The sequence below is a fragment of the Xanthomonas sp. NCPPB 3005 genome (assembly GCF_041228095.2).
Taxonomy (GTDB): Bacteria; Pseudomonadota; Gammaproteobacteria; order Xanthomonadales; family Xanthomonadaceae; genus Xanthomonas_A; species Xanthomonas_A bonasiae.
On record NZ_CP166096.2, the window covers coordinates 232,308 to 247,812 of the forward strand.

General features: G+C 70.9%; 16 protein-coding genes. 9 read left to right on the forward strand and 7 right to left on the reverse strand.

The window, feature by feature from the left end:
- Positions 1-204: 204 nt before the first annotated feature.
- The 4 genes from AB8810_RS01045 to AB8810_RS01060 all read left to right on the forward strand — a co-directional run bounded on the left by AB8810_RS01045 (position 205) and on the right by AB8810_RS01060 (position 4,332).
- Positions 205-753, forward strand: a complete 549-nt coding sequence (locus tag AB8810_RS01045) for a hypothetical protein (protein ID WP_369915277.1) — start codon at positions 205-207, stop codon at positions 751-753.
- A 150-nt stretch (positions 754-903) separates the two neighbouring features.
- The gene (locus AB8810_RS01050; protein WP_053836589.1) at positions 904-1,290 is read left to right on the forward strand and encodes a BlaI/MecI/CopY family transcriptional regulator; all 387 of its coding nucleotides are present in this window, start codon (positions 904-906) and stop codon (positions 1,288-1,290) included.
- 3 nt (positions 1,291-1,293) lie between these two features.
- A complete protein-coding gene (locus AB8810_RS01055; RefSeq protein WP_369915279.1) occupies positions 1,294-3,153 on the forward strand; it encodes a M56 family metallopeptidase in 1,860 nt (619 codons plus the stop codon).
- A gap of 66 nt (positions 3,154-3,219) precedes the next feature.
- Complete coding sequence (locus AB8810_RS01060) at positions 3,220-4,332, forward strand: saccharopine dehydrogenase family protein (protein ID WP_369915280.1); 1,113 nt, start codon at positions 3,220-3,222, stop codon at positions 4,330-4,332.
- A 200-nt stretch (positions 4,333-4,532) separates the two neighbouring features.
- On the opposite strand, the gene AB8810_RS01065 is transcribed toward AB8810_RS01060, so the two are convergent.
- On the reverse strand, positions 4,533-5,648 hold the full coding sequence (locus AB8810_RS01065) for a ribonuclease H-like domain-containing protein (protein WP_369915281.1): 1,116 nt from the start codon (positions 5,646-5,648) through the stop codon (positions 4,533-4,535).
- 326 nt (positions 5,649-5,974) lie between these two features.
- Entirely contained in the window at positions 5,975-8,473 is a 2,499-nt protein-coding gene (locus AB8810_RS01070) for a DEAD/DEAH box helicase (protein ID WP_206229235.1), read from the reverse strand.
- A 170-nt stretch (positions 8,474-8,643) separates the two neighbouring features.
- On the opposite strand from AB8810_RS01070, the gene AB8810_RS01075 reads away from it, so the two are divergent.
- The 4 genes from AB8810_RS01075 (at position 8,644) to AB8810_RS01090 (ending at position 10,620) form a co-directional block, all read left to right on the forward strand.
- Positions 8,644-8,925, forward strand: coding sequence for a type II toxin-antitoxin system RelE/ParE family toxin (locus tag AB8810_RS01075; protein WP_191826639.1), 282 nt, complete (start codon positions 8,644-8,646; stop codon positions 8,923-8,925).
- Positions 8,926-8,939: 14 nt separating this feature from the next.
- Positions 8,940-9,230 carry a HigA family addiction module antitoxin gene (locus AB8810_RS01080; RefSeq protein WP_179571181.1) on the forward strand — a complete coding sequence of 97 codons (291 nt, stop codon included), beginning with the start codon at positions 8,940-8,942 and terminating at the stop codon, positions 9,228-9,230.
- Positions 9,231-9,378: 148 nt separating this feature from the next.
- Positions 9,379-10,041 (forward strand): hemolysin III family protein, encoded by a 663-nt coding sequence (locus AB8810_RS01085; protein ID WP_191826638.1) that lies wholly within the window; start codon positions 9,379-9,381, stop codon positions 10,039-10,041.
- Between the two features lie 126 nt (positions 10,042-10,167).
- A complete protein-coding gene (locus tag AB8810_RS01090; protein ID WP_179571179.1) occupies positions 10,168-10,620 on the forward strand; it encodes a hypothetical protein in 453 nt (150 codons plus the stop codon).
- Positions 10,621-10,803: 183 nt separating this feature from the next.
- Here AB8810_RS01090 and AB8810_RS01095 read toward each other — a convergent pair whose 3' ends face one another.
- The 4 genes from AB8810_RS01095 to AB8810_RS01110 form a co-directional block, all read right to left on the reverse strand.
- A complete protein-coding gene (locus AB8810_RS01095; RefSeq protein WP_206229238.1) occupies positions 10,804-11,223 on the reverse strand; it encodes a BA14K family protein in 420 nt (139 codons plus the stop codon).
- Positions 11,224-11,446: 223 nt separating this feature from the next.
- A complete protein-coding gene (locus AB8810_RS01100) occupies positions 11,447-11,740 on the reverse strand; it encodes a DUF2388 domain-containing protein (RefSeq protein ID WP_369915282.1) in 294 nt (97 codons plus the stop codon).
- Positions 11,741-11,966: 226 nt separating this feature from the next.
- Positions 11,967-12,158 carry a hypothetical protein gene (locus AB8810_RS01105; RefSeq protein WP_369915283.1) on the reverse strand — a complete coding sequence of 64 codons (192 nt, stop codon included), beginning with the start codon at positions 12,156-12,158 and terminating at the stop codon, positions 11,967-11,969.
- A gap of 352 nt (positions 12,159-12,510) precedes the next feature.
- Complete coding sequence (locus AB8810_RS01110; protein ID WP_369915284.1) at positions 12,511-13,350, reverse strand: helix-turn-helix transcriptional regulator; 840 nt, start codon at positions 13,348-13,350, stop codon at positions 12,511-12,513.
- A 105-nt stretch (positions 13,351-13,455) separates the two neighbouring features.
- Between AB8810_RS01110 and AB8810_RS01115 the strand changes: the two genes are divergently transcribed.
- Positions 13,456-14,349: an SDR family oxidoreductase gene (locus AB8810_RS01115; protein WP_369915285.1), complete on the forward strand. Its 894-nt coding sequence runs from the start codon at positions 13,456-13,458 to the stop codon at positions 14,347-14,349.
- Positions 14,350-14,385: 36 nt separating this feature from the next.
- Here the strand turns inward: AB8810_RS01115 and AB8810_RS01120 are convergent, their stop codons facing one another.
- On the reverse strand, positions 14,386-15,297 hold the full coding sequence (locus AB8810_RS01120) for a hypothetical protein (RefSeq protein ID WP_369915286.1): 912 nt from the start codon (positions 15,295-15,297) through the stop codon (positions 14,386-14,388).
- Positions 15,298-15,505 lie beyond the last annotated feature (208 nt).

Below are 15,505 nucleotides of genomic sequence, written 5' to 3' on the forward strand. Positions count from 1 at the left end.
CTGAGCCGCAGACTGCACGACGACCGGGTCGTTGCGACGGGAGCGACAGCGGCAAACGGCCAGCGCGGGCCGTTGCCGCTGGCCGCGCTCACGGTCCGCGCGCAGGCGAGCGGATGAGGTCCACCCTGCAGAGGCCACGCATTCACAGTGGCGTGCCGATTGCGTTGTTGTCTGCATGCAGCCAGCCGCAATCGGAGATCGGCCGTGAACTACTACTACATTCCGCAGAATGCCTGGGGTCTGGTGGACGCCGGCGAAGAACGGAACACCGGCTTCTATTCCCGGCCGGGAGGGCCGTGCTCGCCGGTGGCGATCTGGTGCAAAGCCACTGCGCGCGCGGCCTATACCCATTTCGATGGCTATGCGCAGGCGGTCGATGCGGCGCTTGCGGACTGGCTCGCCGACAACGGCGCGCAGAACGGCCTGAGCGTGCACGGGTACGACCAGCCGCACCTGGACGAGATCAAGGCGCAGTTGGAAGTGGCGTTGCAGGGCGCGCAGGTGACGACGCTGCGCGACGATCCGAATCAGTACTGGGCATTCATGATCGATACCGATGCAGGCCAACCGGTCTGGGTGGACGAGGATGACGTGCCGGACGAGGCGCTAGTCCCGCTGCCGGACAGCTGGCACGACTATTGGGCGGGCGCGCCGGACTGGAGGTGTGGCCCCACGTTCACCAGTGCCATCAGCGATGCGCTCACCGGTTTCATCGCCAACTACAACGGCAGGTTCTATTTCGATTTCGGCTGAGCCGCACGCCTGCGGAGCCGCGGCTCGCGCCGCAGGCGCCATGGCCAGTCCTGTCGGCAGGTGGGGGCCAAGCCAATGACCGACGGCCTATTGACTACAGATGTCGCCACGGGTAGGTTTAGCGACACGTGTAGTCACTGGGGCGGGCGGATGCGACGCAAATCGATCGGGGACCAGGAACTGGCCCTGCTGCAATACATCGGCGAACAGGGCGAGGCCAGCGTGGGCGAAGTCGCCGCCGGCTTCGGCGAGACCCGCGGGCTGGCCCGCTCCACCGTGCTGACGATGATGGAGCGGCTGCGCGCCAAGGCCTATCTGCGCCGGCGCCAGGTGCAGGGCGTGTACCGCTACGCCGCCACCAGCGGTCAGGACGACGTGGTGCGCAGCGCGGTCGGCAGCTTCGTCGAGAAGACCTTGCAAGGTTCGGTGTCGCCGTTCGTGGCGTGGATGTCGCAGCGCGCCGAGGTCAGCGACGACGAACTGGCCGAACTCGAGGCATTGGTAGCCAAGTTGCAATCGCAGCGGCGGGAGGACTGAGGCATGGACACGATCTTCGGCACGACGTTGTTCGAGACCCTGTTGTCGCGGCTGCTGGCGACCAGCGTACAGGCGGCGATCCTGGTCGCGGCGATCTGGGCGCTGTGCCGCTGGTTGCCGGCATTGCCGGCGGCCACGCGCTGCCGGCTGTGGTGGCTGGTCGGCGCGCAGACCGTGCTCGGCCTGCTGTGGGCCGGTGCGCTGCAGCTGCCGGTGTTGCCGGCCGCGCCGGCACGGACCGCCATAGCCGCGACCGCATTGCCGGCCGCATCGCTGCAGGATGCGGACGCTGCGACGGCCGCATCGCCGCGTGCCGCCACGCAGCAGGCCGCTGCCGCCGCGCCGCTGTCCTGGGCGCAGGTGCTGGTCGCGCTGTGGCTGGCGGGCGTGCTGCTCGGCGCGCTGCGCAGCGGCCATGCCTACCGCGCAAGCCGGCGCCTGGTGCGCACCAGCACGCCGTGCACCGATGCCGCCTTGCTCGGCGCCTTGCGCCTGGCCGCCGAAGCGCACGGCCTGCGCCAGCCGCCGCAGCTGCGGCTGTCCGCGCAGATCGATTCGCCGCAGCTGATCGGGCCGTGGCGACCGGTGCTGCTGTTGCCGGCGCGGCGCCTGGCGGCGATGCACGCCGACGATCTGGATATGGCATTGACCCACGAGCTGGTGCATCTGCAGCGCCGCGACCTGTGGTGGGGCCTGCTGCCGACGCTGGCGCAGCACCTGTTCTTCTTCCATCCGCTGGTGCACCTGGCGGTGCGCGAATACGCACTGGCCCGCGAAGCGGCCTGCGATGCGGCGGTGGTCGCCGGGCACCGGCACTGCCGGCACAACTACGCGCGGCTGCTGGTGCAACTCGGCGTGGCGCCGCGGCCGGCGGCCGGCGTGGCCAGTGCCTCGCCCAGCTTCGTCAGCCTGAAGCGGCGGCTGCTGATGCTGCAGAGCACCGCCTCCTTCTCGCGCCTGGGCGCCGGGCTGATCACCGCCGCGATCGCGCTGGCCGGGGTCATGCCGTTGCGCCTGGTGGCCAAGCCGGCGCCGGCGAACGCGGCAGCGGTGGCTGCGCCGGCCGCCGCTCCGGTCGTAGCGGCCGCACCCGCCGCCGCCGCGCCTGCGGCGAAGGCGACCTCGATCGTGGCCAGCGTGCTGGCACGGCCCGCACCCGCGGCGCCGGCGAGCCCCCCGGAGCCGCCGACGGCGCCGGTGCCGCCGCCCGCACCCGCGGCGCCGCCGGAAACCGATGCGCCGCTGCTCACCCAAGGCCGCATGTCGCTCTCGCCGCACAACGACCAGGACGCCTACGTGCTGGTGCAGGACGGGCACAATCTGATGGACGCCTCGCTGGACGACCTGCGCGAAGCGCGTCGCCTGGCCGGCAACGATGGCGAGATCCTGTGGTTGCGTCATGCCGGCCATCGTTACGTGGTCCGCGATCCGGCGGCGGTGGCGCGTTTCCAGGCGCTGCACGCGCAGACCCTGGAGCTGGCCGATGCGCAGGCCGAGCTGGGCGACCAGCAAGGCGATCTCGGCGAGCGCCAGGGCGACCTGGGCGAACGCATGGCGGAACTGAGCGCGCAGATGGCCGAGAGCGCCGCGCGCCAAGCCGAGGCGGCGGTCGCCGCCAGCCGTGGCGCCGCCAGCCAGGCGCAGATCGAGCGCATGGCGGCGCAGCGCGCGACCGAGCAGATGCGCCGGCAGGACCTGGGCAAGAAGATCCAGGACCTGGCCAGGCAACAGGCGCAACTCGGATTGGAGCAGTCCCGACTGGGCAAGCAGCAGGCCGATGCCAGCGCACGCGCGCGGCAGCAGGCCGAGGAACTGATCCGCGAGGCCATCGCGCAAGGGCTGGCCACGCCGATCGGCGGCTGAGCGGTTCCCCGCAGGCGGCGCCCGCGCGGATAATCGCCGCGGACGCCGACAGGAGGGGCAAGGACGATGGCCGTTTGCAAGGTGGTGGTGCTGGGCGGCTACGGCCATTTCGGCGCGCGCATCGTGCGCGCGCTGGCGGCGACGCCGACGCTGCAGGTGATCGCGGCCGGACGCCATCCTGGTGCTGCCGCCGCCAATCTTGCCGGCGCGGACCTGGGCGGCGTCGCGGTGTGCCGCCTGGACACGGCGGCGGCGGATTTTCCGGCGCAACTGGCCGCCACCGGCGCGGACATCGTCGTGCACACCGCCGGGCCGTTCCAGGGCCAGGACTATGCGGTCGCGCATGCCTGCCTGCGGGCTGGCATGCACTACATCGACCTGGCCGACGGCCGCGCGTTCGTGCGCGACTTTCCCGCCGCGCTGGATGCGCTGGCGCGGCAGGCCGGGCGCAGCGCGATCAGCGGCGCCAGCACGCTGCCGGCGCTGTCCAGCGCGGTGGTCGATGCGTTGCGCCCACGCTTCTCGCAGTTGCACGACATCGACCTGGTCATCGCGCCGGCGCAGGCCACGCCGTTGGGCATGGCCACGGTGCGCGCGGTGCTGTCGTATTGCGGCCTGCCCTTCGACTGGTGGAGGGATGGACGCTGGGAGCGCACGCTGGGTTGGGCGGCACCGCAGCCGGTGAGCTTCGCGCGGCTCGCGCCGCGTCTGGCCGCGCCCTGCGACGTGCCCGATCACGACCTGCTGGTGGCGCGCTATCCCGGCGTGCGCAACGTGCGCTTCCGCGCGGCGCTGGAACTGCCGTTCCTGCAGCGCTGCCTGGCCGCGCTCGCGCGCCTGCGCGGACTCGGCGTGCCGCTGCCGATGCGCCCGCTGGCGGCGGTGTTCGCGCGCGCCGGGCGCTGGTTCGATCGCTTCGGTAGCGACCTGGGCGGCATGTCGGTGCAGCTGCGCGGACTGCGCGATGGCCGCCCGCACGCGGTGTGCTGGGAACTGACCGCGCCGACCCTGCATGGCCCGGAGATTCCGTGCCTGGCCGCGATCCTGCTGGTGCGCAAGCTGGCCAGCGGCGCGGCGCTGCCGGTGGGCGCGCAGGCGTGCATGGGCCTGCTGAGCCTGGCCGAGTTCGAAGGCGAGTTCGCCGCGTGGCGGATCGAGACGGCAGTGCGGGAGATCTAGGGCGGTTGTCGAGAGCCATCGGCATCGAGGCGGCCGGGTTACTACGCATCACGGCTGTTCCTTCTCCCACCGGGAGAAGGTGCCCCGCAGGGGCGGATGAGGGTACGGGCGCAGCCTCGTGCATCCAATCGAGCGCCGCGCCTGAGGCCGTACCCTCACCCCAACCCCTCTCCCGGGGAGAGAGGGGCTCAAGCGCGGTGCTACGGCGCTTCCACGAACGGCACGACCTCGCGCTCTTCGGCTTCGGCGTCGACCAGACGCTGCAGCAGCAGCGCCAGCGTCACCACGTCCTGGTGGTTGTGCGCGGCGACGCGGCGCAGGTTGCGCGCGCTGCCGCCGCGCAGGTAGCTCAGCCATGCCGCCGGCGCTTCGGAACCGGGCAGGTCGTCCTCGCGCACGATGCGCAGCAACTGGCGTTCGATCGTGGCCAGCTTGCAGTTCTCCCAGGTGCCGCGGTAACGGCGGCGGGTGGGATGCAGCAGGTCCACGTGGTCCAGCGCCGACAGCGGGTCGGCGCAGCGCGCCAGCCGGTAGCGGGTCTTCAGCAGCGGCGCGTCGTAGCAGCGGCCGTTGTAGCTGGACAGCACCGTGGTCGGCGCCAGCCAGGCACGGAACGCTTCGAGCATGGCCTTTTCCGCGCCCATCGTGGCCATCATCAGCTGGCGGATGCGCAGGCCGGGACCTTCGACGGGATGCAGGTACCAGTCGGCCGCGCCGATCATGAAGGCGCGGGTGCCGGTGCCGCCGGCCAGGCCGGTGGTCTCGGTGTCGAAGAACAGCAGGTCCGACGGCTGCACCGCGTCCTCGCGGCGGGCGAAGGCCAGCGACAGCGCGGCGGCGGGGATCGGTTGCGGCAGGAACGCTTCGATCAGGTGCAGGCCGGGTGCGATCTCCACGCCGGGCAGGTGGCGGTCGGCCGCTTGCGGCTTGCGCGGCGCCGCGGCCGGCGCCACCGCGCGCTCGCGCATGCCGAGCAGGCGCCGCAGCGAGGCGACGTCGGCGCCGCGCCGGTCGAATGGTTCGATCGCGATCGGCGGCGCCACGGCGACGGCGGTATCCCCACCGCGCGCGGGCATCTGCGTGCGCGGCGCAGGCGGAGGGGGTGCCGCATCGGTGTCGCGCGGTGGCTTGCGCAGCAACGCGGCCCGGCCTGCGGGCGATGCCGCCCGTGCAGGCGCGGCCGCCGACGCGGGAGCGCCTGCAGCCACCGCATTGCCTGCCTGCCGCGCGCCCGGTGCCGGTGCACGCGGCGTATCCACGTTTGGATCGCCGGCCTGTTTGCGCAGCGCGCGCAGGCGCTCGAGGCTGATGCTCATGCGCGCTGCTCCGGCAACGCGCCGGGATCGGTGCGGACCGCGGTCGATTCGTTGCCCAGCAACGCGCTTCCCGGCGGCAAGCGCAATGCGCGCAGGCGTTCTGGCTTGATGCTCATGCGCTCCGTTCCGGCAACGCGTCGGGATCGATGTGGATCGCGGTCGATCTGTTGCCCAGCAAGCGCAGCGCGTACAGGTGCTTGAGGGTGTTACTCATGCACTCCACTCCGGCAACGCGTCGGAATCTGTGTCGATCGTGGTCGATGCGACGTCCAGCATCGCATGCTGCAGAAACGCGCACGTCATGCGCAAGCACGCGTGACCGATCCTCATGCGCTCCACTCCGGCAGCGCATCCAGCTCGCTGTCGATCGCGGTGGTTTCCTCGTCCAGTGCCGCGCCACCTTCCAGCAACAGGCGCAGCACCTGCTGCGCCAGCGCCTTCGGCGTGGTCGCGCTGTCCTCCTGCGCGGCCAGCACCGGGCCGACGCAGGCCGGGCAGCCGGCCACGCAGTCGCAGCGCTGCACCAGTTCGCGCGCGCGCTGCACCAGCTCGGCCTGGCGCTGCCACAGCGGTTCGCTCAGGCCCACGCCGCCGGGGAAGTTGTCGTACAGGTACACGGTGGGGACGAACTGCTGCAGCTCCACGCCGACCGGTTCGCCGTTGTCGCCGCCGCGCAGCTGGCCGCGGCCCTTGGCGTCGGCCATCGCGAACCAGGCGCCGTCGCCGTCGCCCACCGCTTTCTGCAGGTCGCGCGCATCGGCCATCACCGCCACCGTCGCCACCACGTGCAGCGCGTAGGCCGCGCCGAGGAAGCCGTCCAGCGCGTCCTGCTTGGCCGCGAACGCCTTCAGCAGCGTGGCCTGCGGCAGCTGCCACCACACCGCGGTGGTATGCAGCTCCTGGTCGGGCAGGGTGACCGGGCCGTAGCCGATGTTCTCGTGGGTGTAGTAGCGGATCTTCTTGTAACCGGCCACGCGCCGCACCACGTGCACCTCGCCGTGGTGGCTGTCGCCGCGCCCGGCCGCGCCGCCGTCGAAGCGGTCCAGCACCTTGAGCTTGGTGAAGTCGATGCTGTCGGTGTAGTAGTCCACGTGGGTGCGGGTGACGTAGGCCTTGCGCCCTTCCCAGTCCAGCTTCTCCACCTGGTACGGCGTGCTCTGCACCATGTGGATCGCGCCTTCGTACAAGGTCAGCGCGGCGGCGGAATAGTCCACCTCGGCGATGATCTGCTGCTTGCCGTCGGTCTTGTCCACCACCACGAAATTGCCGTCGGCCACCGAGCGCAGGCTCACCGCGTTGGCCGGGTAGCTGTCGGCGATCCACTCCCAGCGGTCGCCCTCCTGATGCACGACCTCGCTTTCGGCCAGCGCTTCCAGGAACACCGCCGGATCGACCGGGCCGAACGCCTCGCCGGCGACGAAGGTCAGCTCGAACGCGGCGCAGCGGATGTGGTCGAACAGGATCAGCGGCTGGTCCGGGGCGATGCGCGCGTGTTCGGGCGAGGCATCGGCGAAGAAGTCCGGATGCCGCACCACGTACTGGTCCAGCGGCTGCGAGCTGGCCACCAGCACGCCCAGCGACGGCTGCTGGCGGCGCCCGGCGCGGCCGAAGCGCTGCCAGGTCGCGGCCACGCTGCCGGGGTAGCCGTTGAGCACCACCACGTCCAGCGAGCCGATGTCCACGCCCAGTTCCAGCGCCGAGGTGGAGACGATGCCGTCGATGCTGCCGGCGCGCATCGCGCGCTCGGCCTCGCGGCGCTCGGTCGGCAGGTAGCCGCCGCGGTAGGCGCGGATGCGCGGCGGCTTGCGCGGGTCGTGGTCGAAGATGTCCTTCAGGTACTTGGTCAGCACCTCCACCATCAGCCGGGTCTGCGCGAACACCAGCGTTTTGAGCCCGGACTTGATCGCGATGCGCGCGATGCGGTTGCTCTGCGAGCGCGCCGACGCGCGCAGGCCCAGGTCGGCGTTGACCACCGGCGGATTCCACAGCAACACGTGCTTGTCGCCGGACGGCGCGCCGGACTCGGTGATCGCATGCACGCGCTGCTCGATCAGCGCTTCGGCGTGCGCGCGCGGATTGCCGATGGTGGCCGAGCACAGGATGAATTGCGGATTCACCCCGTAGAACGCGCAGATGCGCTTGAGCCGGCGCAGCACGTTGGTGACATGGCTGCCGAACACGCCACGGTAGGTATGGATCTCGTCGATCACCACGTAGCGCAGGTTCTCGAAGAACTGCGCCCACTTGGTGTGATGCGGCAGGATCGCCTGATGCAGCATGTCCGGGTTGCTGACCACGATGTCGCCGTGCAGGCGGATCGCCTGGCGCGCATCGCCCGGGGTGTCGCCGTCGAAGGTGAAGGCCTTCACTCCCAGCTCGCCGGCGCGGTTGAGTTCCAGCAGCTCGGCCACCTGGTCCTGCGCCAGCGCCTTGGTCGGGAACAGGTACAGCGCCTTGGCCTGCGCGGTCATCGCCGCGGCCACCACCGGCAGCGTGTAGCACAGCGACTTGCCCGAGGCGGTGGGCGTGACGATGGCCACGTGCTCGCCGCGCTGCGCCGCGTCCCAGGCCTCGGCCTGGTGGCTGTACAACTGCTCGATGCCGCGCGCCTTCAGCGCCGCGACCAGCGCCGCCGGCACGTCGTCCGGGATCGGCGCATAGCGGCCCGCGCGGCCGGGGATCATGAAGCTGCCGGTGATGCGGTCGTGGTAGCGCCGCTCCAGCCGCTCGGTCAGCAGCGCGCCATCGCGCGAAGGCTCGCCGCCGGTGGTGGACAGGGCGCGCTCGGCGTCCTCGGTGCGGCGGGCTAGGGCGTGTGCGGGCATCGGGACGGCTCTCAAAGCGGGACAGGGAAGCGGAAACGCGTCTCAGGGTATGAGACAGCGGCCGACCGGGCGAGGGCAGCTGCCTGAGCGGATTCAGTCAGCGCGGTGGAACATGCCCGTGACCTCTATAACGGATTGCGTTATATAGCGGATGGCGTTATGGTTGCTGCGTGATCCGGAACTTCGTCGACAAGGAAGCCGATAAGATCTGGCAGGGCACGCCTTCCCGGCGATTGCCTGCCGATATCCAGGCCGTGGCTCGGCGCAAGCTGCGTATGCTCAACAGCGCGGCCACGCTGGACGACTTGCGTGTTCCGCCGGCTAATCGCCTGGAAGCGTTGAAGGGGAACCGCAAGGGCCAATACAGCATCCGGATCAACGATCAATGGCGCGTGTGCTTCCAATGGAAGGACGGCGATGCGCTGGACGTGGAAATCGTCGACTACCACTGACCCATCGAGCCGTCATGAAGACCCTGCCCAACATCCACCCCGGCGAAGTCCTGCTGGAGGAATTCCTGATCCCGCTGGGCATCAGCCAGAACGCACTGGCGCGTGCCGCCGGCGTGCCGCCGCGCCGCATCAACGAAATCGTGCTCGGCAAGCGCAGCGTCAGCGCCGATAGCGCGATCCGGCTGGCCGCCGCGCTCGGCACCAGCGAGCGCTTCTGGCTCGGCCTGCAGGCCGACTACGACCTGGAACAGGCGCGGCGCGCGCTGGGCGCGCAGGCCCGGAAGATCGAGCGCATCGCGGCGTAGACCGCGCAGGTGCGTCGCCGCCGTCGCGATGCCGGCCGGCGACGGCGCGCGCGGGCCGACAACGCTGACCTGATCGTCGCGGCCAGCGCGTATCCTGTGCTCCCCCCTCGCGCAGCGGCGCCGTCCCCCGACGCGTCGAAGACTCGCCTTGTCCGTGCCCGCTCTCGCTCCCGCCGCACACTACAAAACCGCCGGTGCCCGCCGCGCCGACCTGATCGTGCACGCCGCCGGCCTGCTGCTGTCCATCGTAGGCGGCGCCATGCTGATCTGGCGCCCGCACGCCAACCACGCGCTGCTGCTGGCCACCTGCGTCTACGCGCTGGGGATGCTGGTGATGTTCGCCTGCTCGGCGGCCTACAACTTCGCCCCGCCACAGCGCCAGCCGATCCTGCGCAAGCTCGACCACGCCGGCATCTTCGTGATGATCGCCGGCTCCTACACGCCGCTGTTCGTACTGGCGCTGTCCGGCGCCTGGGTGTGGTCGATGACCCTGGCGGTGTGGGGCGTGGCGCTGTTCGGCGTGTTCGCCAAACTGTTCCTGCCCGGCATCAGCAAGGGCTTCTGGGTGGCGATCTACCTGCTGCTGGGCTGGGCCGGCATCGTCGCGATCAAGCCGCTCATGGCCAGCCTGGACAGCGCGGTGCTGTGGTTCATCGCTGCCGGCGGCATGTTCTATACCGTGGGCGTGGGCTTCTACGTGCGCAAGTCGATGGTCTACAACCGCGCCATCTGGCACGCGCACGTGCTGGGCGGCGCGCTGTCGCACTGGTGCGCCATCTGGTTGTGCCTGCAGCCGTTGCAGACGGCCTGAGGGCCTGGCAGAAGCGAGCGTTGCCAGAGCGGCGTGCGCTGGTCATGCCGCCGCGGTGGTGACGTTCAGCCGCCGACCGTAAGCTCGGCACCTGCCATGGCGATGCATGGAAAAGGACCGATCCCGATGTGCAATGCCGCGCGTTTCGTCGTTGCCGCCGCGCTGCTTGGCGCGGCCGCGCAGGCGCATGCCCAGCAGGCCGAGCCCGCACCCGCCGCGCCCAGCCCGCCGCAACAGGACATCCAGACCCTCGACGAAGTGCGCGCGTTGCCGCCGGACGTGGAGCAGCCGCTGGACCTGTACCGCTTCAAGAACCCGGTCAGCGCCCAACCCAACCGCTTCGACAAGGATTGGCGGCCACCGCCCTCGGTGGAACAGGTCAGCCAGGGCGGCGGCTACATCGCGCTCGGCGTCTATTACGTTGCCGGCAAGGTCGCCAAGGGCCTGCACACCCTCACCGGCGCACCGGACCAGATCCAGGCGGCGGTCGCCCGCCCGCCGCCGTTGAGCGATGCGCAGATCCGCCGCGCCGCGGAACTGTGCGACGCGCAGAACGCGGACTGCGCTGGGCAGCAGTGAGCGTGTCCGGGCTGATGCAGCCACTGGTCCGAGCTCGCCGGGCGAGGCCGCTGATCCCGTAGAAGATTGCGCTGCTGCACTTCTGTATTCGTCCAGGCTCGCGCGCTTCGCGCTCACCCGGCATCGAGAAGCCTGCTCCGCCTTCTGCGCGGCTTGCGCAGAACGCGGGCAGGCGCTTGCCGCCTACAGCGAGCAGCGCAGGCGGCGGCCGCGGTGGACGAAGGTGTCGGTGCGCGCGTCGTAGCTGCGGTAGCGCTGTTGGCAGGCGCGCACGTGGCGATACCAATCGTCGTGCCGCGCGCGGTGCGCGGGCGGGTTGCCCGGACGCGGGCCCCACTTGGGATCCCAGCGGCCATAGCGCTTGTCGTCCGGGCGGTCGTCCCTGCGGTGGTCGTCGCGGTGGTCGCCGGGCCGATCGTCGCGGCGGTTGTCGTGCCGGGCTTCGTCGTGGCGGGCGGGAGCGAGTTGGCCAGGCCGCGGCGGGTCGTCGTGACGCCGGTCGTCGTCGTGACGGTCCTGGGGCGGAACCTGGTCCGCGCCTGCAACGGCGGGAAGGCCGGCGGCCAGGGCGCAAGCGATCACAACTCCAAGCATCTTGTTCATTCGATTCTCCATGGGCGGGTAACGCACTGCGTGCGATCCGGCGCTGACGCTACGCGCACCGGTACGGTGACGCCGTGATGCCGTCCGTCCGTGCAGGCGGCCGGCCGCCTGGAGACCGTGGACGATCAGCGAATGCAGCGTGGCTGGCGGGTAGCCATGGCCGAATGGCGGCCGGGAGGCCGGATGGGGCCGCCGCCGGGTGACGGCGGTCGCCGGCCAGCTGTCAGCGCGCGAGGATGGCCTGGGCCAGCTGCAGGTCGCTGGCCTGGCGCGCGCCCGGGTCGCGTTCGCGCAGCGAGCGCAGCGCCGATTCCAGTTGCGCGCCGCGGATGCGGCCGTCGCTGGCGACGAAGCTCGCGGCATCGTCGCGCGCCTGCAGCACCACTTTGTCGTCGCCGGAGCTGCTGCTGCCGGCCGAGGACGCGCCGGCGGAGGTGCCGGCGAAGCTGGAGGCCTGGGCCAGCATCGGCAGGGAAAGGCTCGCCAGCACCGCGCCGGCCAAGGTGATCTTGTTCATGGATATCGCTCCAGGGTGGGTGCAGCGTCTTCCCGGCGCTCGGCGCCGGACGTTCCGACATCGCCGCAGCAGATTGCCGCAGCGACCGCATCATCGCGTCGAATGGCGCTGCGCGCTGCAGCGATCCGATGCGCACCGCACTGCCGGCACTGGCCCGCGCTGCCGATGCGGTGGCGGCGTCGCTCGCGTATGCGGACGATGCGCCGCGCTACCGGCGCATGCGCGTTCAATCGCGCCGGCCGCAGCGGCCCGAGCCACTGCGCGACAGCACCGCCGCGATCGTGTGCAGGCGCCGGCTCATCCAGCCGGCTGCCGGGCGCACGCGCGCCGACGGGATCTCCGGAAGATCGAACAGCGCCTGCTCGCCCGGACGCAAAGCGGGCGAGGAAGCGGAAGGCGTGGGATGGTGCGGCTTCATGGGGAGGCCTGGCGGGGGTGGCAAAGCATTGGGGGACGAACGGCACGACACGATGCGGCATTGTTGCTACGCGGCAGCGACGGGTTGGCGCTGCCGTCGCTGCCTGCCCGAAACGCCATTTCGGAACGTGTTGTATAAAAACCAAACTGTACGGTTCTATTATTGGGTGGCTGTCTGTTGTTGTCAACACGAAAGCCAGGAAGCAGTTCAGTTCGCGGTGACCATTCGATGCGCCGCCTTGCCCGTGTCTTCCCGCTACGCCGAAATCGATGCGTCGCCGGCGTTGCGCGATCGTCTGCGCTGCACCAGCCGCTACAGCCGACACATGCAGCGCATCCGCCGCCAGGCCGATCTAACCGTCCGCGTCTTGCATGCCTTCCAGCAACGCGGCGATGCGCGCGGCGTCCTGCGTGGTGGACGCGGTGTACACCACCAGGCCGAGGCCGGGCTGGCCATCGACGGCGAAGGCGGAGTATTCCAGGCAGATCGGTTCGCGGCCGGGCTTGTGGATGGTCTTGCTGCCTTCGCCATGGCTGCGCACGTCGCGCTCGTTCCAGAGTTCGCGGAAGCGCGGGCTGGCCTGGCCGAGTTCGGCCACCAGCTGTTCGGCGCGTTGGGCGACGGCGGCACCGGCGCGCGCGGTCTCGGCGCGGAAGGTGGCCACGGCGAAGCGCGCGACCCGTTCCCAGTCGGGCATGGTCTGCGCCGCAACGGGCCGGCAGAACACCAGGCGCAGGATGTTGCGCTCGGCCGGCGGCAGCTGGCCGTAGTCGGTGAGCACCGCGCTGGCGGCGCGGTTCCAGGCCAGCACGTCCCAGGCGGCGGTCTTGACGTAGGCCGGACTCAGCGGCAACGCGTCGAGCACGCGCCGCAATCGCGGGGTGACCTGCGCCGGCACCGGCCCGTGCGTGCGCGGCGGGCGCTGCTGCGCCAGCAGGAACAGGTGCTCGCGCTCGTCTTCGTTGAGATCCAGCGCGGCCGCGATGCGTTGCAGCGCATCGGCCGAAGGCGCGCCGCCGCGGCCCTGTTCCAGCCAGGTGTACCAGGTGGCGCTGACGTGGGCGCGCTGCGCCACTTCCTCGCGGCGCAGGCCGGGCGTGCGCCGGCGCGCGGCGGGCAGGCCGAACGCGGCCGGGTCAAGGCGCGCGCGCCTTTCGCGCAGGTAGTTGCCGAGTGGATTGTGCTCGCTCACGCCGCTGTCCTGCCTGTTAGTGGCCATACCGGTATCGCGCCTCGGCTGCAGTGCCGCGGCGGTCTGCGACAGGATGCACCGCATTCCATCCTCAAGGAGATTGCCATGCATGTGTTCGTGACTGGCGCCACCGGCTTCGTCGGCTCGGCCGTGGTGCGCGAGCTGTTGGATGCCGGGCATCGGGTCACCGGCCTGGCCCGTTCCGACGCGTCGGCTGCGGCGCTGCAGGCGGCCGGTGCGCAGGTGCACCGCGGCGCGCTGGATGACGCCGACAGCCTGCGTCGCGGCGCGGCAGCGGCCGATGGCGTGATCCATACCGCCTTCATCCACGACTTCGCCCATTACCTGGACAACTGCCAGGCCGATGGGCGCGCGATCGCCGCGTTGGGTGCGGGGCTGGCCGGCAGCGACCGCCCGCTGCTGGTGACCTCGGGCACGGCGGTGTTGCCGCAAGGCCACCTCGGCATCGAGGCCGTGCGCGCCGATCCGGCGAATGCGCCGCCGCGCGCAATTTCCGAGACCGCGGCGCTGGCGTTGCTGCCGCAGCGGGTGCGGGCGATGGTGTTGCGGCTGCCGCCGTCGGTGCATGGCGAAGGCGACCACGGTTTCGTGCCCATGCTGATCGGCATCGCCCGCGACACGGGCGTGTCCGCCTACGTGGGCGACGGCACCAATCGCTGGCCGGCGGTGCAGCGCACGGATGCGGCGCGGCTGTACCGGCTGGCGCTGGAGCGCGGGCAGGCCGGTGCGTGCTATCACGGCAATGCCGAGGAGGGCGTGGCGTTCGGCGAGATCGCTGCGGCCATCGGCCGGCACCTGCAGTTGCCGGTGCGCGCGGTACCGGCCGAGGCAGCGCCGGCGCAGTTCGGCTGGATGGCACGGTTCGCCAGCCAGGACGTCCCCGCCTCCAGCGCATGGACGCGCGAACGGCTGGGCTGGCAGCCGACCGGCCCGGGCCTGCTGCAAGACTTGGACGGCGCCGGCTATTTCGCCGGTTGAGCCGCCCGCGGGTGACGTTTACCCGCGTTGCCGACCTCAGCCGCAGGCCCAGTCGAATTGCATGTCCTTGAAGTCCAGTTGCGCATTGCCGCCGCCGAAGTTGTAGCCGCCGAATTCTTCTTCGAACCCGATGTAGTACGGGCTGAATTCCGGCACGTTCTGCACCGGGCGCATGGTGCCGCCGAGGTGGTTGGCGGCGTGGCCGGCGGCCCAGTCGTGTTCGCGGTAGTTCTCCGTCGCGATCTCGCCGTCCAGCCAGTAGTGGAACGGCTGGTAGTCGCCATCGCCGGGCGTATCGCCGAAGTATTCCCGCGGCGGCCTGCCGGCGTTGGGATCGTTGGCGCGCGCGCTCAGCTTGAACGGGCGATGGACGGTGTGCGGGTCGCGCGCTTCCGGCAGCGGCACATCCCGCCGCTCCCACGCAGCGAAGCCGGCCGCCGCCCCGGCGCCGAACCACTGCGGCACGGCCAACACGTGCTGCAGCGGACTGTCCACCAACGGTGGCGGTGGGCACGGCGGGCCATCGGCTTCGTCCTGGCTCAGCAGGATCACCGCGTAGGCGCAGCCCAGGATGTCGCGCATCCGCGACAGCCGCGGATGCGCCTGCCGCGCGCGTTCCCAGAAGGGCAGCAGCGTCGCGTCGTCCGGCGGCAACGGGCTTGGCGCATCGACCACGTCTTCCATGCCGTCCGGCCCGCCGATCGGCCCGCCGTCGTTGTGATCCAGCGAAGTGGCGAAGAACGACAGCGCCACCACGTCGGCACCATGCACGCGGTAGTCCGCCGGTAGCCGCAGGGTGAAGCCGTGCAGCATCGGATAGCCGCTGTGCGGATCCAGCGGCCACTGCGCCGGGCGAATCCCGGGCGGCAGGCCGAAGCACCAGCCATCGCTGTCGCGCGTCGGTGGGCCGCTGCGCCAATCGTCCAAGGCGATGTCGTATGCCTGCATGCGGTCGTTCCCGGTTTACGGATCGATGAGATGCGCCGCTGCCGCCTGGACGGTGGAAGGACGCCTGTAGGAGCGGCTTCAGCCGCGACAGGACACACGGTGAAGCACATGCCGTCGGGTCCTGTCGCGGCTGAAGCCGCTGCTACAGGATCCGGCGGCACGTCGCGCCACCTTGCAGGCGCGACGTCGCCGCGCGACGTTCGACCTG